Below are 17458 nucleotides of genomic sequence, written 5' to 3' on the forward strand. Positions count from 1 at the left end.
AATTTCCTTCAAACCGCTTGTCGCGGCCCAAAGGGAAAATGTCCAGACCCTGACCGGGGTTCCGCAGATCAGGCGCGTTTGGTCAGGCTGGCGATGCCAAGGGTTTCCAAGACCTTCGCTTCGATCTGTGGGGCATCCATTCCAGCAATGCGGTACATGGCCTCGGGACTGGCCTGATCAATGAAAATGTCGGGCAGCACCATGCTGCGGTATTTCAGGCCACGGTCGAACACGGCTTCGTCCGCCAGAAGTTGCGCCACATGGCTGCCAAAGCCGCCAATCGCGCCTTCTTCGATGGTGATCAGCGCCTCGTGATGGTGGGCCAGTTGCAGGATCAGGTCGTGGTCCAAGGGTTTGGCAAAGCGCGCGTCTGCCACGGTCGCCATGATGCCTTTCTGCGCCAAAGCTTCGGCGGCCTTTTGTACCTCGGCCAGACGGGTGCCGAAGGAGAGAAGGGCGACGCGAGAGCCTTCGGTGATGATCCGGCCCTTGCCGATTTCCAGAAGCTGGCCTTTGGCGGGCATTTCAACGCCGACGCCATCACCACGCGGGAAGCGGAAGGCGATCGGGCCTTCCTCCCATGCAACGGCGGTTGCGACCATGTGTTTCAGTTCAGCTTCGTCGGCGGCGGCCATCACCACCATGCCGGGCAGGTTGGCCATGAAGGCCACGTCAAAGCTGCCCGCATGGGTGGCACCATCGGCCCCGACCAGACCGGCACGGTCGATGGGAAAGCGGACGGGCAGGCGTTGGATCGCGACGTCGTGCACGACTTGATCATAGCCACGTTGCAGGAAGGTGGAGTAAAGCGCGCAGAACGGCTTCATCCCGCCTGCTGCAAGACCTGCGGCAAAAGTCACGGCATGCTGTTCGGCAATGCCCACGTCAAAGCAGCGTTTCGGGAAGCGTTCGGCAAATAGGTTCAGGCCCGTGCCGTCCGGCATGGCCGCGGTGATGGCCACGATCTTTTCATCCGTCTCGGCCTCTTGGATCAGGCTTTGCGCGAAGACCTTGGTATAGCTGGGGGCATTGGAAATGGCCTTGGCCTGTTTTCCGGTCAGCACATCGAATTTGCCAGTGGCGTGCCCTTTGTCGCGAGCAGCCTCGGCAGGTGCATAGCCTTTGCCCTTCTTGGTGATGACGTGGATCAGCATGGGCCCGGTGGCGCGGGTCTTGGCCGCGCGCAGGACGTGCAAAAGCTGGTCCAGATCATGGCCATCAACCGGGCCGATATAGGAAAAGCCCAGCTGTTCGAACATGGTGCCGCCAACGGCCATGCCTTTCAGCATTTCCTTGGCGCGCAAAGCGCCTTCGCGCAGGGGCGGAGGCAACAGGCTGGCCGCCCCCTTGGCCACGGCCTTCAATTCGTCAAAGGGGCCGTCGGCGTAAAGTTTCGTCAGATATGAGGACAGCGCCCCCACAGGCGGGGCAATCGACATCTCATTGTCGTTCAGAATGACGAAAAGCCGCTTTTTCAGATGGCCTGCGTTGTTCATCGCCTCGAACGCCATGCCAGCCGACATCGACCCGTCGCCAATGACCGCAATCGCATCGCCGGGATCGCCGCCCAAATCGCGCGCGGCGGCAAAGCCGAGTGCGGCAGAGATCGAGGTTGAACTATGCGCCGCGCCAAAGGGGTCATAGGGCGACTCGGAGCGCTTCGTGAAACCCGAAAGCCCGCCTTCCATGCGAAGGGTGCGAATGCGGTCGCGCCGCCCGGTCAAAATCTTGTGCGGATAGCACTGGTGGCTGACATCCCAGATCAGTTTGTCCCGCGGCGTTTCAAACACCGCATGGATGGCGACGGTCAGTTCCACCACGCCCAGCCCTGCGCCCAAATGGCCGCCGGTTTCCGACACTGCCGAAATCGTCTCGCTGCGCAATTCGTCGGCAAGCTGCCGCAGCTCGCGGTCAGAAAGGCTTTTCATGTCGGCGGGGACGCGGACACGGTCTAGCACAGGGGTGGCGGGACGATTGGTCATTGTGGCCTTTCGGGCGTGCGGTCGGTCGTCAGCTGTCGCGGGCAATAACGAAGCGGGCCGCGTCGATCAAGTTCTGCGCCTTTGCGCCAAAGGGGGCAAGGTGGCTTTCCGCCTCATCCACCAGCGATTTGGCACGGGCCTGCGCCTGTTCAAGGCCAAGCAGGGACACAAAGGTGGCCTTTCCGGCTTGGGCATCCTTTTGCAGGCGCTTTCCGGCCTTGGCCGAATCCCCTGTGACGTCAAGGATGTCGTCGGCGATCTGGAAGGCAAGGCCAAGGGCAGTAGCATAGGCGCGCAGGGGCGCAGGGTCTTCGCCCGCTATTACCGCGCCCGCCTCGGCCGACCAGCGGATCAAAGCGCCGGTCTTGCCTGCCTGCAAACGCGTGATCTGGTCAAGCGTCAGGGGCGTGGTTGCCGTTTCGGCGGCAATGTCGAGCGCCTGTCCCAGCACCATGCCTTCGGCGCCTGAAGCTACAGCCAGACCGCGCACCAGCTCGACGCGCGTTTCTCCCGAACCAAGGGCGGGGTCGGTCAGAAGTTCAAAGGCAAGGGTCTGCAATGCATCGCCTGCCAAGACCGCCGTCGCTTCGTCCCATTTTACATGAACGGTCGGCTGGCCCCGGCGCAGGTCGTCGTCATCCATGCAGGGCATGTCGTCATGGACAAGGCTATAGGCGTGCAGCGCCTCGACCGCAGCAGCGGCGCTGATGGCCTGTGATGGGGCTATTCCGAACAACGCGGCGCTTTCCAGAACCAGAAAGCCGCGCAGACGTTTGCCGCCAGATGTGGCATAGCGCATGGCATAAATGACAGGTTCATCTGCCCGGTTGGCAAGCGCCGCATCCAGCCGCACTTGCACCAAGGCTGCGGCCTGACCCAAAGCTTCGGGAAAAGTCACATCCCCTCCGCCGGGCTGGTACCGACAGCGCGGCCTTCCTGAGCACGGATCATCTCGACCTTCGCCTCGGCCGCTTTCAGCTTTTCGGCGCAATGCGCCTTGAGCTGCGCCCCGCGTTCATACAACGCGATGGAGGCTTCCAATGCGACATCGCCGCGTTCCAATTGGCCCACCACCTGTTCCAGTGCGGACATCGCTTCTTCAAAGCTCATTTCGGCAACGGGTTTGTCGGTCATTTCGCGCTTCCGTTCAGTTCATTCACATGCGCGGCCACACTATCGGCCAAGGCGTCCAGATCATAGCCCCCCTCAAGCGTGGATACCACCCGCCCGCCACTGGTCTTTTCCGCCAGATCGCAGATCGCGCGGGTGATCCACGCAAAGTCCTCGGTCCGCCAGTTCAGCCCGGCCAAGGGGTCGTCCCGATGCGCGTCAAACCCGGCACTTACCATCACAAGTTCCGGTTCCCAGCGGGCCAGATCGTCCAGAACCGGTTGCCAAGCCGCCCGCATTTCGGCCCCAGCCGAGCCGGAGCGCAGCGGCAGGTTGGTGATCTGCCCGTGCGCGCCGCGTTCGCTGGGGTATCCTGAACCGGGGTAAAGCGGCATCTGATGCGAGGAGACAAAGCGGATACGGGGTTCGTCCCACAGCAGGTCTTGCGTCCCGTTGCCATGGTGCACGTCGAAATCCAGAACCGCGACGCGGGTCAGGCCATGCACCTCTAGCGCCCGCATTGCGCCGATAGCGGCCGTACCAAAGAGGCAGAAACCCATGGCGGTTTCGCGTTCAGCGTGGTGCCCCGGCGGACGCGCCGCGACAAAGGCGCGATCCCCGCGTTCAATCACATGGTCCACCGCAGCGGTAATGCCGCCAACCGCGCGCATCGCCGCATTCCACGATCCGGGGGACAGAAAGGTATCACCATCGACCTGAGTCCAACCCTGCGAAGGGACAGCGCGGCGCAATCGGTCGATATAGGTTTGAGGATGGCAGCGAAGGATGTCGTCCTCGTGCCCCATCGGGCAGTCCGTTCGCTCAACTTCTATCCCCTGCAACTTACGCTCGATCGCTCGCAGGCGGTCCACCTGTTCCGGATGCCCGGGTGGAGTGACATGGGCAAGGCAGTCGTCATGCCTGAAAATGCGCATACTCCCGCCCCTTCCTTTGTTCGCGTGCCCCACATCACCGGGTGCACGGCAGGTCAATCTGGTTGAAGCATATACCCCTCGCCACGCACTGTTTGCAGATAACGTGGCTGTTTGGGATCGTCTTCGATCTTGCGGCGTAGACGGGTGATCTGAACATCGACCGCGCGTTCTTGCGCAGCATCGTCCCGACCCAGATCGCTGACCAGCTTTTCACGGCTGACCGCACTGCCCGGTTGGGCCGAGAAAATCCGCATCAAGGCGGCTTCGGTCGCGGTCAGGCGCACAGGGTCGGGTCCGCGCCACAATTCGCCGCGATCCATGTCATAGCGCACGGCCCCCATGTGCAAGACCTTTGGCGGTGCATCCACCCTGTTCTGCGGAACGCGGCGTAGAATGGCGTTGATCCGCAAAAGCAGTTCTTTGGGTTCAAACGGCTTGGCAAGGTAATCGTCGGCACCTGCCTCGAACCCTTCGATCCGGCTTTGGGTTTCCCCTTTTGCGGTCAGAAGAAGAATTGGCGTCTGCATCTTTTTGCGAAGTTCACGGGTCAGGGAAATCCCGTCTTCGCCCGGCATCATCACATCCATGATGATCATATCGAATTCGAGCCCGGACAAAAGGCGCTGCGCCTGTGCGCCATCGCGGGCGACCGACACCAGAAAGCCGTTGCGGATCAGGAATTTCTGCAACAGGCCGCGAATGCGTTCGTCATCGTCGACGACAAGAAGATGGGCGTCAGGTTGCATCATGCACCACTTTCCTTAAGCCCAAGATATTGCTTGCGCAGATCGGGGTCCATCATCGATTCCAGAACCGTCCGAAAGCCTGCAACGGCCTGCGGTCCAGCGGCGCGATAGGCGGCGCGCATACGCGCCCGCTGCGCATCAGATAATTCACGTTCCAGTTCCTGCCCCTTCGCAGTCAGATAAAGATTGCGCTCGCGTTTATCCTTGCGACCCACACGGGCGTCGACAAGGCCATCATCGACCAATGTCCGCAATACGCGGTTCAGGGACTGCTTTGTTACACCTAAAATGTTCAGAAGATTCGAGACAGTGGTACCCGGGCTTCGATGAATGAAATGGATGGCGCGGTGATGGGCGCGGCCATAATCCATCCCTTCCAGAATGCGGTCGGGGTCGGCGGTAAAGCCACGATAGGCGAAGAACATCGCCTCGATGCCCTTGCGCAGCTGCTCATCCGTCAGGAACAGAAGGCTTTCGCCGCTGGGGGTTGGGTCTGCCATTGAATTCTCCCTTTGCCCGTGAAGTTACGTCAGCCTTGTTGACTTTCCAAGTATCAACTGTTAGCCCACGAACGGTTTTGCGCAAGAATCTGTCCGAAACGGGCCGATTTCGCGCAATAAAGAAAATTTAGCCTTTGATATCGGGGAGGTCTTCATGGCCGGATATGATGATCGTGACGGGTTCATCTGGATGGATGACAAGCTGGTGGAATGGCGTTCGGCCAAGGTCCACATCCTGACCCATGCGCTGCACTATGCTTCGTCGGTTTTTGAAGGCGAACGCTGCTATAATGGCAAGATCTTCAAATCCTCCGAGCATTCCGAGCGTCTGCGCAAATCGGGCGAGCTCTTGGACATGCCGCTGCCTTACAGTGTTGCAGAAATCAATGCCGCAAAAGAGGCGGTGCTGAAAGCCAACAACCTGAGCGATGCCTATGTGCGTGCCTTGGCGTGGCGCGGTGCGGGCGAAGATATGGGCGTTGCCTCCAAGCGCAACCCGATCCGCTTTGCCGTCGCGGCCTGGACCTGGGGCAACTATTACGGCGACGCCAAGTTCAAAGGCGCAAAGCTGGATATCGCCAAGTGGCGCCGTCCTGACCCGCTGACCATTCCCCATGCTGCAAAGGCTGCTGGCCTTTACATGATTTGCACCATGTCCAAGCACGCCGCCGAGGCAAAGGGCTGTTCAGATGCAATGATGTTCGACTATCGCGGCTATGTGGCCGAAGCGACCGGCGCGAATATCTTTTTCGTCAAAGGCGGTGAAGTCTATACGCCGATCCCGGATGCAATTCTGAACGGGATCACCCGCCAGACCGTGATCGGAATGCTGCAAAGCTGGGGCGTCAAGGTCAATGAAGTCCGCATCAAGCCCGAGGATCTGGAAGGCTTTGAACAGTGCTGGCTGACAGGCACCGCTGCCGAAGTGACTCCGGTGGGTCAAATTGGTGACTACACGTTCGAGGTCGGTGAGTTGACGAGGAAAGTTTCGACCGAATACGAGAAGCTGGTTCGCGCCTGAGCCATCGCAAACGGTAAGAAAAGGCCCCGCAGTGCGGGGCCTTTTCCGTTCATAGGTCCAGCATCAAATGTGCGATCCCGTCCGAGGTTTTTTCGAACGACATCCCGTCTGCGCCGATGACCTTGCGCAGACGGCTGCGGAAATTCGAGAAACTGTCGAAGGTGACAACATCCACCGGCTCGGCGAAATGCAGTACGACTTCGAACCGCCCGGAGGAAAGCTCTGTCACGCCTTGAACTTCGGCCATGAAGGGTTGCTTCAGATAGCGGCCTGTTACGATTTGACCTATGGCGACCGGCGGTCTTGGTTGGTTGCCAATAGAGGCGTGTAACGTATTCCAGTCCTTGAAGCCTGCGGTTTTCGCCACAAGCTCCAATGACTCGGAATGGCTGATGTCACGGCCCTGAGCCGATAATCCGGCACGCAGCGCCTTGGCCTGCTGTTTGGCGGCCTCGATTGAGGGGGGAGGGGTTAGCATCTTCTATCCTGCCTAACCGCCGAGAGTCTTTTGCCTGGTGCCTGCATTGCCAAAGCGCCCCGGCGAAAGGAAGGCTTTGCTAAAGAACCCGGGGCTTCACCACGGCCAATGGCCAGCAGGCGGCGGGTGCCCGGCACCCGCCCCTCGTTTAGTCGTCGTTGGCCTTTGCGTCAATCAGTCAGGCCGTGCGACCCCGTGCGATCCGCAAGAACTGCATCAGACGGCTTGCCTTTGGTGCCTCGTGATGGGTGTGAAAGGTCTCACGAGGGGTACGGGAAAGCCGCAGAAACTCTACCGTGCGAGTGCCAGTTGAGGGGCTGCGTTTGTCCGCCTTGTGACGGCCGTGGGCGATGCGTTGCATGGTTGCCTCCTTCCGTTACGGAGGGTGAGGATAGCCGAGTTTCGCCGAAAAAGCAAAAGGCCCGCGGGCTGGGGGCCCACGGGCGTGCACTCGTTATAAAAAATTGGGCGAAGGTTTGGCTTAGGCCAGTTCGGTGACCACCTCGATGTTGCCCTTGGTCGCGTTGGAATAGGGGCAAATGAAATGGCCGCGTTCGACGATCTTTTCGGCGACAGAGCGTTCAACACCTGGCAAAGCTACGATCAGTTTGACCTTCAGACCAAAGCCGCCGTCGCTGCGGGGACCGATGCCGACATGGGCGTTGACCGTGGCATTGTCCGGCACGGTGCCCAGCTTTTCGTTGCTGGCGGCAAAGCGCATGGCGCCAAGATAGCAAGCCGAATAGCCGATGGCGAAAAGTTCTTCTGGGTTATGACCGGCGCCTGATCCGCCCAATTCTTTGGGGCTGGTCATCGTGACGGTCAGCTTGCCGTCGGTCAATTTGGCCAAGCCATTGCGCCCGCCACCAGTGGCCTGAGCTTCGGTCCAGTATTTTGCATCAACAGACATTTTTACCTCACAAGCGATTAAATCGTGCACGATTGAAAATGGCAAAGGTCAGATTGGATGTCAACCGCTTGCGATTGGATCGCGCGCGATTTATTCTGCCGTTATGACACTCGCACCTTCAGAAATGATCTGTTTCGCCCTCTATTCGGCGACCTTGGCGATGCAACAGGCGTACAAGCCGTTGCTGGACGATCTTGATCTGACCTATCCGCAATATCTGGCGCTGTCGGCGCTCTGGGTTCAGGATGGGCAGACCGTGGGGGAAATCGGTCGGCAAGTGCAGTTGGAATCGAACACGCTGACCCCGCTTTTCAAACGACTTGAAGCGCAAGGGTTGATAAGTCGGCGGCGCGACAGTCAGGACGAACGGCAGGTGCGGATCGACTTGACAGAAACTGGGCGCGCGTTGCGGGAAAAAGCCGCGCATATTCCGGCCTGCATTCTGGAAAAGACCGGAATGGAACTTCCTGCTCTGCTTGCGCTACGCGAACAGATTACGGCGTTGCGGGATCATCTGCGGGCAAACGCTTCAGTGCCCAAGCCGCTGCATCCGCAACCGTAGAGTCTGCGTCCTGCAACAGCGGCAGAAGCGCCGAGGCAAGCGCGGGATTGCCGGAATTTCCGATGGCATACGCCACGTTACGGACAAAGCGGTCCCGACCGATCCGCTTGATTGGGCTACCCGCAAATCGGGCGCGAAACGCAGCATCGTCCAGTGAGGCCAGTTCGGTCAAAGGCGGTGCGCCGTGCTTGGCCGCATAGCCGATGTCACGGGCAGTTTGCGCGAATTTATTCCATGGGCAGATGGCCAGACAATCATCGCAGCCATAGATCCGGTTGCCCATCAGGGGGCGCAACTCGGCGTCGATAGGGCCTTTGTGTTCAATGGTCAGGTAGGAAATGCAGCGCCGAGCATCGACCTTATAGGGCACGGGAAAGGCTTTTGTCGGGCAGATGTCCAGGCAGGCTGTGCAAGTGCCGCAATGGCTAACCTCGGGTGCGTCCTTAGGCAGATCGAGTGTTGTGAAGATGGACCCAAGAAAGAACCAATTTCCTAACTCGCGGCTAAGCAGGTTCGAATGCTTGCCTTGCCAGCCAAGGCCTGCCGCCTGTGCCAACGGCTTTTCCATGACGGGGGCTGTATCGACAAAAACCTTTATTTCGCAAGGGGATTGGTCGATCAGCCAGCGCCCCAAGCGTTTCAGGCGGCGTTTTACAAGGTCATGATAATCCTTGCCTTGGGCATAGACGGAAATCACGCCGTTATCCCTCTGTTGAAGCAGAGGAAGCGGGTTTTCATCGGGCGTGTATGGTTCTGCCAGCATGATGACCGACTGCGCCTCGGGCCACAGTGCGGTTGGTTTACCGCGCCACTCCATCCGCTCGGCCATCCAGCCCATCTGGCCGTGGTACCCAAGGTCGACAAAATTCCTTAACCGCCCTGCAGCCTCGGGGATCGAGTCGGGCGCTGTGATGCGGAGGGCGGCGAAGCCTTCGGACTTGGCTTGTTGGATGAGTTTGGATTTCAGGTCATCAATCATTTCGCGACCTTATTGCGTTTCAGAAATGCAGGAAATCCCTTCATTCCTGCGGAAACATGCCCTAAACGGGCAGGCGAAACCGGGAGACTGTGATGAGCTTTAACACCTTCGGCCATATGTTCCGCGTCACCACTTGGGGCGAAAGCCACGGGCCAGCGATTGGCTGCACGGTGGATGGCTGCCCTCCGGGCGTTGCGTTAACGGAAGCCGATATTCAGCCTTGGCTGGAAAAGCGCAAACCCGGCACGTCGAAGTTCACCACACAACGCAAGGAAGCCGACGAGGTTCGCATCCTTTCCGGCGTTTTCGAGGGCCGCACCACGGGCACCTCGATTCAGTTGATGATCGAAAATACAGACCAAAGATCAAAGGATTACGGCGACATTGCCCAGTCTTTCCGGCCCGGTCATGCCGACATCACCTATCACCAGAAATATGGCATTCGCGATTATCGCGGCGGCGGGCGGTCCAGTGCACGGGAAACGGCGGCGCGAGTGGCGGCGGGTGGTGTTGCGCGGGCGGTTTTGAAGGCGCTGGCCCCTGATCTGGCGATCACCGGATACATGGTTCAGATCGGTGTGAAAAAGATCGACCGCGCCCGGTTTGATGCCAGCGTGATTGAACAAAACTCGTTCTGGTGCCCAGATGTTGTGGCGGCTGAGGAATGGGCACAGTATCTGGATGACATTCGTCTGAACCACAATTCCGTCGGCGGTGTCATCGAGGTGGTGGCGACGGGTGTGCCTGCGGGCCTTGGGGCGCCGATCTATGCGAAGCTGGACAGCGATCTGGCGGCGGCGATGATGACGATCAACGCGGTCAAAGGCGTGGAAATTGGCGATGGATTCGATGCCGCAGCCCTGACCGGCGTGGAAAACGCCGATGAGATTCGCATGGGGGCCAAGGGGCCGGAATACCTTTCGAACCATGCAGGCGGGATTTTGGGTGGAATTTCAACGGGTCAGCCGGTTGTCTGCCGCTTTGCAGTCAAGCCCACCTCGTCGATCCTGACGCCCCGCCAAACGGTTAACAGCAAAGGCGAGGAAATCGACCTGATCACCAAGGGACGCCATGACCCCTGTGTGGGCATTCGCGCCGTTCCAGTGGGCGAAGCGATGATGGCCTGCGTGATTCTGGACCATCTGCTGCTGGATCGTGGGCAAACCGGCGGGGTGCGCGGCCAGATTGGCTGAGCCAAAAATCCCACGTGTTTTTCCCGTGGTGACCCCGTAGTTTTTCCGTGTGATTTCCGTGGTCCAGATGGAACGCGCGCGGCCTAGCCCCGTGCGCGTTCCATCTGGACCATCAGAATACCAACCATCGCGATGGCGACGCCGATCAGGTCGGTGCCGTTGATGTGTTCGCCCAAAAGCGCGGCGGCGATGGCGACGCCGAAGGCGGGGTTCAGGAAGTGGAAGGTGGCGGCGCGGACGGCTCCGATCTGGCGAACCAGCGAGAACCAGATCAGGGTCGCGGCAAGGCCGGGGACAAAGCACTGGTAAAGGAACGCGGCCAGCCAGCGGAGCGAGAACGTCAGGTGCGGGGTTTCGATGGCGGCGGCAACCAGCGCGAGGCTGACCGAACCCACCAGCATTTGCAGCCCGACGATCATCAACAGGTTCCCCGCGCCCGAGGCCCCGCGCACTGTCAGCGTGGCGATGGCAAGGGCAAGCGCGCCAAGAACGCAAAGCGCGATGCCCAGCGCGTCGGCCCCGCCGGAAAGGCGGCTGCCCATAATCAGCGCGACCCCCGCCATGCCGGTGACAAGGCCAAGGATGCCCAGCGCCGAGGTGCGCTGGCCCATGAAGGCCCAACCGAGGCCAGCCACCATGAGCGGCATGGAGGAAGCGATGATGGCGGCAAGGGAGCCTTCGATCCACTGCATCGCGACGAAGTTGAGGCCAAGGTAAAGCGCGTTCTGGCAGAGGCCGAAGATCAAGACGGCGCGGGCCTGCGGGCCGCGCCAACCACCGGGCAGGTGCCAGCTTTGGCCCATGATGCGGGCAAGCGCGATGGCGATGGCCCCGGTCAGGGCAAAGCGGGCGGCCAGCGAGAACAGGGGCGGCGCATCGGCCACGATGATGCGGGCCGTGGCAAAGGCCGAGGACCACATAAGGGCGAAAACCAGCCCCATCAGAATTGCGCGAACGGTCATCTTACCCCCGAAGAAAAAGGCCGCCCGGTTTGGGGCGGCCTTTATGAAATGCGATGGTCACACGCGATCAGGCGTTGACGCTGTCCTTCAGAGCCTTGGCGATCGAGAACTTCACCTGCTTGTCAGCCGGCTTTGTCATGGTTTCGCCGGTGGCCGGGTTGCGGACCTGACGCTCGGGGCGGGCCTTGCAGGCAACTTTGCCCAGACCCGGCAGGGTAACAGCGCCACCAGCGGCGACTTCACGGGTAATCACTTCGGCAACGGCGTCCAGAGCGGCGCCAGCGGTTTTCTTGTCTGCGCCCATGGCTTCGGCGATGGCTTGGACAAGCTGGGTCTTGGTCATCGGTTTGGTCATGTTCTTTTTCCTTCGGTTATATGCGCCCGGTTTTCGGATCGGGCGCGTGGCATCTTTCGGCCTTGCAAGGCGGTCCGTCCGCTACACAAGGTTTTGCGCCCCAAATCAAGAGCAAACCTTGCAATTGTGCGAATTTCGGCGGGGGAAGTCGCGTTACAGGAAGGCCGTTTCTTCGAAACTTCTCAACTTTCGGCTGTGGATACGTTCTATTGGCATCTGGCGCAGACGTTCCATTGCATTGATCCCGATCAAAAGGTGGCGGGCGACCTGCGTCTTATAGAAATCGCTGGCCATGCCGGGCAGTTTCAGTTCGCCATGAAGGGGTTTGTCGGAAACGCAGAGCAGCGTGCCATAGGGAACGCGGAAGCGGAAGCCGTTGGCGGCTATGGTGGCGCTTTCCATATCGAGCGCAATGGCCCGAGACTGCGACAGGCGCTTGACCGGGCCGGACTGGTCGCGCAATTCCCAGTTGCGGTTGTCGATCGTGGCGACGGTGCCGGTACGCATGATGCGCTTTAGCTCATAGCCTTCAAGCTGGGTGACTTGGGCCACGGCGTCTTGCAGGGCGATCTGGATTTCGGCCAAGGCGGGGATCGGCACCCAGATGGGCAGGTCATCGTCCAGCACATGGTCTTCACGCAGGTAGGCATGGGCGAGGACGAAATCGCCAAGGGCCTGAGTGTTGCGAAGGCCCGCGCAGTGGCCGACCATCAGCCAGGCATGGGGGCGCAGGACGGCGATGTGGTCGGTGGCGGTTTTGGCGTTGGACGGGCCGACGCCGATATTGACCAGTGTGATGCCCTGACCATCGGCCCGTTTCAGGTGATAGGTCGGCATTTGCGGCATCTTGGCCATGTGGTGGATCAGGCCATCGGGCTTTGTGATCTCTTGGTTTCCGGTGGCGACAAAGGCCGTGTAGCCCGTGCTTGGGTCAGCCAGCATCTGGCGGGCATAGGCTTCGAATTCGTCGACATAGAACTGGTAGTTCGTGAAGAGGACGTGGTTCTGGAAATGCGACGGGTCGGTGGCGGTGTAATGCGTCAGCCGGGCCAGCGAATAGTCGACGCGCTGGGCGGTGAAGGGGGCCAGGGGCATGGAGCCGTCGGGATTTTCGGTGCGGACGCCGTTGACGATGTCATCGTTGGTGGTGGCGAGGTCTGGCACGTCGAACACATCGCGCAAGGAGAAGTCGAGGACGCCTTCCTGCGGGACCGAGACATCGGGGTTTCCGGCCACGGCGAAATGCACCGGGATGGGTGTGTCCGAGGCGCCGATGGTGACGGGTTGGCCGTGGTTCTGGATCAGAAGGCCAAGCTGTTGGATGAGGTATTGGCGGAAGAGATCGGGGCGGGTGACGGTGGCCGCATAGGTGCCGGGGCCAGCGACATGGCCGAAGGACAGGCGCGAATCCGGCTTGGCATGGCTGGTTACGGTCAGGCGGATTTCAGGATAATAGGCCCGGATGCGCGCACTGGGCCGGCCCTTGGTCACGCTGTCGGAAAAGGCGCGAGCCAGAAAGGCGGTTGCGGCGGCATAAAGCTCTTCCAGACGCGCAACGGCGGCGGCTGGGTCAGTAAAGCTTTCCGGGGCGGGTAGGTTCGGGCTTTGGTAGGCAGTCAGTCCGTCTTGCATGTTCTGTCTCGTCAAATGATCCGGCATATAAGCCGAAACAGCGGCAGGGACGCAAGTGAAGCCTTCATGACAGCCGATCAGCCGGGGTGACGCCAAAGGGCGATCAGGGCCCGATCATCGGCATGGGCCGGGTCGCGGGTAGCGGGGCCATAGATCGGCACTTCGAGCAGGGTGACATTGCCGCGTCGGTCCAGCGCATCGTCAAAGCCCATGCTGCGGAACACACCGGCATTGATCGAAACGGCAAAGAGGGCGTGCGGGGCGGCGTGCTGTTCAAGATTGGACAGTGCGTCCGGGCCGACATGGCCATGTGTGAAGGTGCCCGAAGACACAATCCCGGCATAGAGGCGCGGCAGGCTGAGCGGTTGGGTGATGTCGGCGGCAATCAGATGATCGTAAATGCCTTTCTGAGACGCCCGTTCCAGCATCTGCGGCGACAGGTCCAGCGCATCGACCGGATCGGCGTTGCCCAGCGCCCGCAGATTTTGTGCCAGCAACCCTGTTCCCGCGCCGACATCCAGTACCGGGCCAGAGCCGCCATGTGTGCGAAAGGCCGCGGCAACATGGGCGGGCAAGAGGTAATCATTGTTGACTGCAAATTCCGAGTCGTAACTGGCCGCCCAGTCTGCGTAAAGACGGGCGCAGTCTTCCGGTCCCTTCAGGGCATAGGCTTCGTCCAGATCGCTCATGAAATCAGCATGAGCGCCTGTGATGCGGCGATCAAGTCACTTGCAGAGTGATCGGCCAACACCGATAGTCGCGCCATGAAAACGCTTTTATCTCTTGGACATGGCTATACGGCGCGGGCGCTGGCACGGCGGTTGGTTCCGCAGGGCTGGCGCGTAATCGGCACCGTCCGTGATTCGAAAAAATTGGCCGAGGTGAGAGCCGAGGGGGTAGAGCCGCTTATGTGGCCCGGAGATCTGGCCCCGGCCTTGGCGGTTGCAAGCCATATTCTGGTATCGGCGGCGCCTGATGATGCGGGCGACCCTTTCCTTGCGGCGGTTGGTCCGGAGTTGCGGCAGGCAAAGCCCGATTGGGTTGGATATCTTTCGACGACAGGTGTCTATGGCGACCATCAGGGTGGTTGGGTGGATGAAACGACCGCCCTGACCCCTTCCAGCAAACGGGGTGAGCAGCGGGTGTTGGCCGAAAGCCAATGGCAGGCTTCGGGGTTGCCGGTGCATTACTTCCGTCTGGCGGGAATATATGGCCCCGGTCGCGGGCCTTTCGCCAAGGTCAAGGATGGAACGGCGCGGCGGATCATCAAGCCGGGGCAGGTGTTTTCGCGCATTCATGTCGATGACATTGCACAGGTGTTGGAAGCCAGCATGATGCAACCCAACCCGGGTACCGCCTACAATGTCTGTGATGATGATCCGGCCCCGCCCGAGGATGTGCTAAGCCATGCCGCGCATCTGCTGGGCCTGCCCGAACCGCCTGCCGTAGACTTTGAGACTGCCGATATGACCCCGATGGCGCGGAGCTTTTATTCGGAAAGCAAACGCGTGCGGAACAGCCGGATCAAGGATAAGTTGGGGGTGCGGTTGTTGTACCCGACCTATCGCGAAGGCTTGGCTGCCCTGTTGTCAGAGGCTTGACCGGACTGAAGGCTGCTCTTTCGAAGCGCAGCTTCAGGCGCAGGATAGCCGTTCAGAGCGAATGTGCGTCCAGCAGACGTTGATTTGCATCATTTACGCGATGGCGATCGAAGGTCAGCTTCAGAGAGTTGAACGAAAGTCTGTGAAGCGAGGGATGACTCGATGGGGGGACTTGATTTTCAGGGCTATGACGAAGTCTGGCTCATACTCTTGGCTTGGATTGGCGCTGGTGATTTGGGAATACGGACGTCACGTTGGCCCATATCGTCGGGAGTTTTCCTGATTGGCATCTTCCTATGTCTATTCGTGCTGAAGCTGCTTGATCTTACCAGACCAGATGGCACGCTGATCATTTTTCCGGATTTGGTCCTTGCCGCTATTCTTTGGTTCTGCATGGGCAACCTAGCGGCTGGACGTGCGAAGGATGCCGAAAGAGAGGCGCGCTTTGGCTATCTTGTTTTTCTTCCCGTTTTCGGATGGGTCTGGCTGGCCGTTCTGCAGCCAAAGACCTGAGTCAGGAGCTGATTGGCATGGTTGCGGCAAAGGCGGCTGAGTCATTGGCCTAGTGGCCGAGAAGCTTCACGATGGCGGCGGGCTTTCCAGTCCGTCCGGGCGTAGCCTTCGACGCTGTCCCAGTCCGAGAAAAGAGGCGCAAGAGGCTAGGGTTGCCATGGCACTGGTCTTCTATGTAATGAGCAGCGTGACCTTGGCGATCGTGCTGCCCTGAAGTTTTCCCGCAAAAGATATGTGTTTGATGCTACTTTTGTCTGGCGACCGAAAGATCGGCGCGTATCGGGATGGGGAAAACCATGAATGTTTCACGCAACTTCGTGCTTTCGGGCACAGGCTTCCTTGTGATCGGTATCGGGTTCGGGATTTACATGGGTGCAAGCGGTAACCACGAATTTGCGCCACTGCATGCCCATTTGAACCTTTTGGGTTTTGTGCTGTCGATGATCTTTGCCATGGCCTATCGGGTGTTTCCGGCCATGGGGGACACCAAGCTGGCAACCTATCATTTCTGGCTGCATGTGCCGCCGGGCGTGGTGTTGCTGATTATGTTGTTCTTGCTGATGAGTGGGACGATTACCGAAGCGGGGATGGTGCCAGTGGCGCCGATTGCCGAGATTTTGATCTTTGGCGGTGTGATCGTTTTTCTGATGAACGCGTTGAAGAACGCCAACTGATCCCCCAGCGCGGGGCAATGTGAACGCAAGAAGCAAAGGCCCCGGAAAGATCCGGGGCCTTTGTCGTTGGGATGCAGGCAAAGATTAGCCTTCGTAGGCCGGCTTGCCTTCCAGCTGTTCTTTGGTCAGGGCGGTCATGACACGCAGGTCGTCGCCATCGGCGTCGCGCTGGATGGTCAGCTCTTCCAGAGCAAGGGCAACCGGCTTTTCACCGATACCAAGGAAGCCACCAACGTCGATCACGGCTTCTTTGACTTCGCCTTCCGGAGTCAGGATGATTTCCGACACTTCGCCGATCCATTCGTTGGTCGAGTCATAGACGGCGACGCCCGTCAGTTCTTCGGCGGTGATTTCGGCCGAAGCGGCAACGGCTTGCGGCTGTTCGGTCACGGTATCCGTTGCGGCGGGCTGAGCGTCAGCCGTTTGCGCTTCGGGAGCCATCGGTGCGGCAGCACCTTCGGTCGTGGCGGTTGCCGTAGCGTTGGCTTCCTGCTGCACGTCCTGCTTCATCGGCTCGGTGGCTGCGGCCTTCGACTCATAGACATAAGCCGGGGCACCTTCCAGAACGGCGCGGTCTGCATTCAGGACGAGGAAGAAGTCGTCCAGATCTTCGGCGGTGGCGCTGTCAGCCACAAAGCGGATCGAGTCCATGTCGACAGCGACCTGACGTTCGCCGATGCCGAGGAAGCCGCCGATGTCGACAAGCACCGAGTCGACCGAGCCATCACGGGCAAGGAGCACTTCGTGGATTTCACCGATGTCTTCCCAGCCATCCTGAACGCCGGCATATTCTTCGGCGTCCAAAGCGGCTTCAGACGCATAAACACGCATTCCGACAAATTCCGATGCCGGGACAATCATTGGGTCAGCTTCGCCACGGAAGGTTACAGTGGTATCGGCCAATGCCGAGGTGGCGACGGTCGCGAAAATGGCGGTGGAAAGCATAAGCTTTTTCACAGTTATTCTCCTTTATCAATGAGTTAAGCACCATGCGGCGCTTGGGGTATGAACGCGATCCCGCGCGGTCGGTTCCGAAAAAAGATGGGATTCTTTTCTGATCACTCGTCTGTGAGACGGGCTGGCCGATTTCGTGAACTGGCGACGAGATGGGCTTTGGGCGTTTCCCATGACCACTTCGGGCTTGCGCCCGGCGGTGGAAACCCTATCTTCCGTGCTACCTCGGGGTGCCAGTGCAAACTGGCTGAGATGCGTAAGCGGACCCGTTGAACCTGAACCGGATCATACCGGCGGAGGGAAGGTGCTGAGGAATTCCTCCAGACCCGACCGTTCCGTCGCAATTGGAGG

21 protein-coding genes and 1 riboswitch are annotated in these 17458 nt (G+C 59.8%); of the genes, 6 read left to right on the top strand and 15 right to left on the bottom strand.

The features are described from left to right. Nucleotides 1-68: 68 nt before the first annotated feature. Genes dxs through ACSBLW_RS13730 form a run of 6 tightly spaced genes read right to left on the bottom strand, consistent with a single transcriptional unit; the run spans nt 69 to nt 5273 of the window. Entirely contained in the window at nt 69-1982 is a 1914-nt protein-coding gene (gene dxs, locus ACSBLW_RS13705; protein ID WP_435257175.1) for a 1-deoxy-D-xylulose-5-phosphate synthase, read from the bottom strand. 28 nt (nt 1983-2010) lie between these two features. Continuing rightward, nucleotides 2011-2880 (bottom strand): polyprenyl synthetase family protein, encoded by an 870-nt coding sequence (locus ACSBLW_RS13710; protein ID WP_435257176.1) that lies wholly within the window; start codon nt 2878-2880, stop codon nt 2011-2013. Beyond that, complete coding sequence (locus ACSBLW_RS13715; protein WP_435257177.1) at nt 2877-3116, bottom strand: exodeoxyribonuclease VII small subunit; 240 nt, start codon at nt 3114-3116, stop codon at nt 2877-2879. The genes ACSBLW_RS13710 and ACSBLW_RS13715 overlap by 4 nt, the downstream gene beginning before the upstream one ends. After that, on the bottom strand, nt 3113-4027 hold the full coding sequence (locus ACSBLW_RS13720) for a histone deacetylase family protein (protein WP_435257178.1): 915 nt from the start codon (nt 4025-4027) through the stop codon (nt 3113-3115). The genes ACSBLW_RS13715 and ACSBLW_RS13720 overlap by 4 nt, the downstream gene beginning before the upstream one ends. Nucleotides 4028-4080: 53 nt before the next feature. After that, the gene (locus tag ACSBLW_RS13725; protein WP_435257179.1) at nt 4081-4776 is read right to left on the bottom strand and encodes a response regulator; all 696 of its coding nucleotides are present in this window, start codon (nt 4774-4776) and stop codon (nt 4081-4083) included. Continuing rightward, nucleotides 4773-5273, bottom strand: coding sequence for a MarR family winged helix-turn-helix transcriptional regulator (locus tag ACSBLW_RS13730; RefSeq protein ID WP_435257180.1), 501 nt, complete (start codon nt 5271-5273; stop codon nt 4773-4775). Before ACSBLW_RS13730 ends, ACSBLW_RS13725 begins: the two co-directional genes overlap by 4 nt. A gap of 154 nt (nt 5274-5427) precedes the next feature. On the opposite strand from ACSBLW_RS13730, the gene ACSBLW_RS13735 reads away from it, so the two are divergent. Further along, the gene (locus tag ACSBLW_RS13735; protein ID WP_435257181.1) at nt 5428-6294 is read left to right on the top strand and encodes a branched-chain amino acid aminotransferase; all 867 of its coding nucleotides are present in this window, start codon (nt 5428-5430) and stop codon (nt 6292-6294) included. A 49-nt stretch (nt 6295-6343) separates the two neighbouring features. Here ACSBLW_RS13735 and ACSBLW_RS13740 read toward each other — a convergent pair whose 3' ends face one another. From ACSBLW_RS13740 to ACSBLW_RS13750, 3 genes are all read right to left on the bottom strand, one after another. After that, nucleotides 6344-6772: a glyoxalase superfamily protein gene (locus ACSBLW_RS13740; protein ID WP_435257182.1), complete on the bottom strand. Its 429-nt coding sequence runs from the start codon at nt 6770-6772 to the stop codon at nt 6344-6346. A gap of 178 nt (nt 6773-6950) precedes the next feature. After that, entirely contained in the window at nt 6951-7133 is a 183-nt protein-coding gene (locus ACSBLW_RS13745) for a hypothetical protein (protein WP_435257183.1), read from the bottom strand. A gap of 120 nt (nt 7134-7253) precedes the next feature. Continuing rightward, nucleotides 7254-7682 carry an organic hydroperoxide resistance protein gene (locus tag ACSBLW_RS13750; RefSeq protein WP_435257184.1) on the bottom strand — a complete coding sequence of 143 codons (429 nt, stop codon included), beginning with the start codon at nt 7680-7682 and terminating at the stop codon, nt 7254-7256. A gap of 124 nt (nt 7683-7806) precedes the next feature. Between ACSBLW_RS13750 and ACSBLW_RS13755 the strand changes: the two genes are divergently transcribed. Continuing rightward, a complete protein-coding gene (locus tag ACSBLW_RS13755; protein ID WP_435257185.1) occupies nt 7807-8244 on the top strand; it encodes a MarR family winged helix-turn-helix transcriptional regulator in 438 nt (145 codons plus the stop codon). Here ACSBLW_RS13755 and queG read toward each other — a convergent pair. After that, nucleotides 8177-9223 (bottom strand): tRNA epoxyqueuosine(34) reductase QueG, encoded by a 1047-nt coding sequence (queG, locus tag ACSBLW_RS13760; RefSeq protein WP_435257186.1) that lies wholly within the window; start codon nt 9221-9223, stop codon nt 8177-8179. The two genes, ACSBLW_RS13755 and queG, sit on opposite strands and share 68 nt — an antisense overlap. A gap of 92 nt (nt 9224-9315) precedes the next feature. On the opposite strand from queG, the gene aroC reads away from it, so the two are divergent. After that, the gene (gene aroC / locus ACSBLW_RS13765) at nt 9316-10416 is read left to right on the top strand and encodes a chorismate synthase (RefSeq protein ID WP_435257187.1); all 1101 of its coding nucleotides are present in this window, start codon (nt 9316-9318) and stop codon (nt 10414-10416) included. A gap of 83 nt (nt 10417-10499) precedes the next feature. Here aroC and ACSBLW_RS13770 read toward each other — a convergent pair whose 3' ends face one another. The 4 genes from ACSBLW_RS13770 to ACSBLW_RS13785 form a co-directional block, all read right to left on the bottom strand. Further along, on the bottom strand, nt 10500-11378 hold the full coding sequence (locus tag ACSBLW_RS13770; RefSeq protein ID WP_435257188.1) for a DMT family transporter: 879 nt from the start codon (nt 11376-11378) through the stop codon (nt 10500-10502). A 67-nt stretch (nt 11379-11445) separates the two neighbouring features. After that, a complete protein-coding gene (locus ACSBLW_RS13775; RefSeq protein WP_435257189.1) occupies nt 11446-11733 on the bottom strand; it encodes an HU family DNA-binding protein in 288 nt (95 codons plus the stop codon). Between the two features lie 153 nt (nt 11734-11886). Next, complete coding sequence (locus ACSBLW_RS13780; protein WP_435257190.1) at nt 11887-13365, bottom strand: AMP nucleosidase; 1479 nt, start codon at nt 13363-13365, stop codon at nt 11887-11889. Nucleotides 13366-13442: 77 nt separating this feature from the next. Next, the gene (locus tag ACSBLW_RS13785) at nt 13443-14054 is read right to left on the bottom strand and encodes a class I SAM-dependent DNA methyltransferase (RefSeq protein ID WP_435257191.1); all 612 of its coding nucleotides are present in this window, start codon (nt 14052-14054) and stop codon (nt 13443-13445) included. 75 nt (nt 14055-14129) lie between these two features. Between ACSBLW_RS13785 and ACSBLW_RS13790 the strand changes: the two genes are divergently transcribed. The 3 genes from ACSBLW_RS13790 (at nt 14130) to ACSBLW_RS13800 (ending at nt 16153) form a co-directional block, all read left to right on the top strand. Beyond that, complete coding sequence (locus tag ACSBLW_RS13790) at nt 14130-14966, top strand: SDR family oxidoreductase (RefSeq protein ID WP_435257192.1); 837 nt, start codon at nt 14130-14132, stop codon at nt 14964-14966. 162 nt (nt 14967-15128) lie between these two features. Beyond that, nucleotides 15129-15479 (top strand): hypothetical protein, encoded by a 351-nt coding sequence (locus tag ACSBLW_RS13795; RefSeq protein ID WP_435257193.1) that lies wholly within the window; start codon nt 15129-15131, stop codon nt 15477-15479. 296 nt (nt 15480-15775) lie between these two features. Further along, on the top strand, nt 15776-16153 hold the full coding sequence (locus ACSBLW_RS13800; protein ID WP_435257194.1) for a hypothetical protein: 378 nt from the start codon (nt 15776-15778) through the stop codon (nt 16151-16153). An 84-nt stretch (nt 16154-16237) separates the two neighbouring features. On the opposite strand, the gene ACSBLW_RS13805 is transcribed toward ACSBLW_RS13800, so the two are convergent. Further along, on the bottom strand, nt 16238-17110 hold the full coding sequence (locus ACSBLW_RS13805) for a PRC-barrel domain-containing protein (protein ID WP_435257195.1): 873 nt from the start codon (nt 17108-17110) through the stop codon (nt 16238-16240). A 213-nt stretch (nt 17111-17323) separates the two neighbouring features. Beyond that, nucleotides 17324-17426: riboswitch (TPP riboswitch) on the top strand. Nucleotides 17427-17458: the final 32 nt, after the last annotated feature.

Origin of the sequence: Thioclava sp. FR2 (genome assembly GCF_051200875.1) — a bacterium.
Lineage (GTDB): Bacteria > Pseudomonadota > Alphaproteobacteria > Rhodobacterales > Rhodobacteraceae > Pseudotabrizicola.

Coding starts and splice junctions, on each gene's coding strand:
- dxs (WP_435257175.1), bottom strand. CDS start 1,982: ATGACCAATCGTCCCGCCACCCCTGTGCTAGACCGTGTCCGCGTCCCC.
- ACSBLW_RS13715 (WP_435257177.1), bottom strand. CDS start 3,116: ATGACCGACAAACCCGTTGCCGAAATGAGCTTTGAAGAAGCGATGTCC.
- ACSBLW_RS13720 (WP_435257178.1), bottom strand. CDS start 4,027: ATGCGCATTTTCAGGCATGACGACTGCCTTGCCCATGTCACTCCACCC.
- ACSBLW_RS13725 (WP_435257179.1), bottom strand. CDS start 4,776: ATGATGCAACCTGACGCCCATCTTCTTGTCGTCGACGATGACGAACGC.
- ACSBLW_RS13730 (WP_435257180.1), bottom strand. CDS start 5,273: ATGGCAGACCCAACCCCCAGCGGCGAAAGCCTTCTGTTCCTGACGGAT.
- ACSBLW_RS13735 (WP_435257181.1), top strand. CDS start 5,428: ATGGCCGGATATGATGATCGTGACGGGTTCATCTGGATGGATGACAAG.
- ACSBLW_RS13740 (WP_435257182.1), bottom strand. CDS start 6,772: ATGCTAACCCCTCCCCCCTCAATCGAGGCCGCCAAACAGCAGGCCAAG.
- ACSBLW_RS13745 (WP_435257183.1), bottom strand. CDS start 7,133: ATGCAACGCATCGCCCACGGCCGTCACAAGGCGGACAAACGCAGCCCC.
- ACSBLW_RS13750 (WP_435257184.1), bottom strand. CDS start 7,682: ATGTCTGTTGATGCAAAATACTGGACCGAAGCTCAGGCCACTGGTGGC.
- ACSBLW_RS13755 (WP_435257185.1), top strand. CDS start 7,807: ATGATCTGTTTCGCCCTCTATTCGGCGACCTTGGCGATGCAACAGGCG.
- queG (WP_435257186.1), bottom strand. CDS start 9,223: ATGATTGATGACCTGAAATCCAAACTCATCCAACAAGCCAAGTCCGAA.
- aroC (WP_435257187.1), top strand. CDS start 9,316: ATGAGCTTTAACACCTTCGGCCATATGTTCCGCGTCACCACTTGGGGC.
- ACSBLW_RS13770 (WP_435257188.1), bottom strand. CDS start 11,378: ATGACCGTTCGCGCAATTCTGATGGGGCTGGTTTTCGCCCTTATGTGG.
- ACSBLW_RS13775 (WP_435257189.1), bottom strand. CDS start 11,733: ATGACCAAACCGATGACCAAGACCCAGCTTGTCCAAGCCATCGCCGAA.
- ACSBLW_RS13780 (WP_435257190.1), bottom strand. CDS start 13,365: ATGCAAGACGGACTGACTGCCTACCAAAGCCCGAACCTACCCGCCCCG.
- ACSBLW_RS13785 (WP_435257191.1), bottom strand. CDS start 14,054: ATGAGCGATCTGGACGAAGCCTATGCCCTGAAGGGACCGGAAGACTGC.
- ACSBLW_RS13790 (WP_435257192.1), top strand. CDS start 14,130: ATGAAAACGCTTTTATCTCTTGGACATGGCTATACGGCGCGGGCGCTG.
- ACSBLW_RS13795 (WP_435257193.1), top strand. CDS start 15,129: ATGGGGGGACTTGATTTTCAGGGCTATGACGAAGTCTGGCTCATACTC.
- ACSBLW_RS13800 (WP_435257194.1), top strand. CDS start 15,776: ATGAATGTTTCACGCAACTTCGTGCTTTCGGGCACAGGCTTCCTTGTG.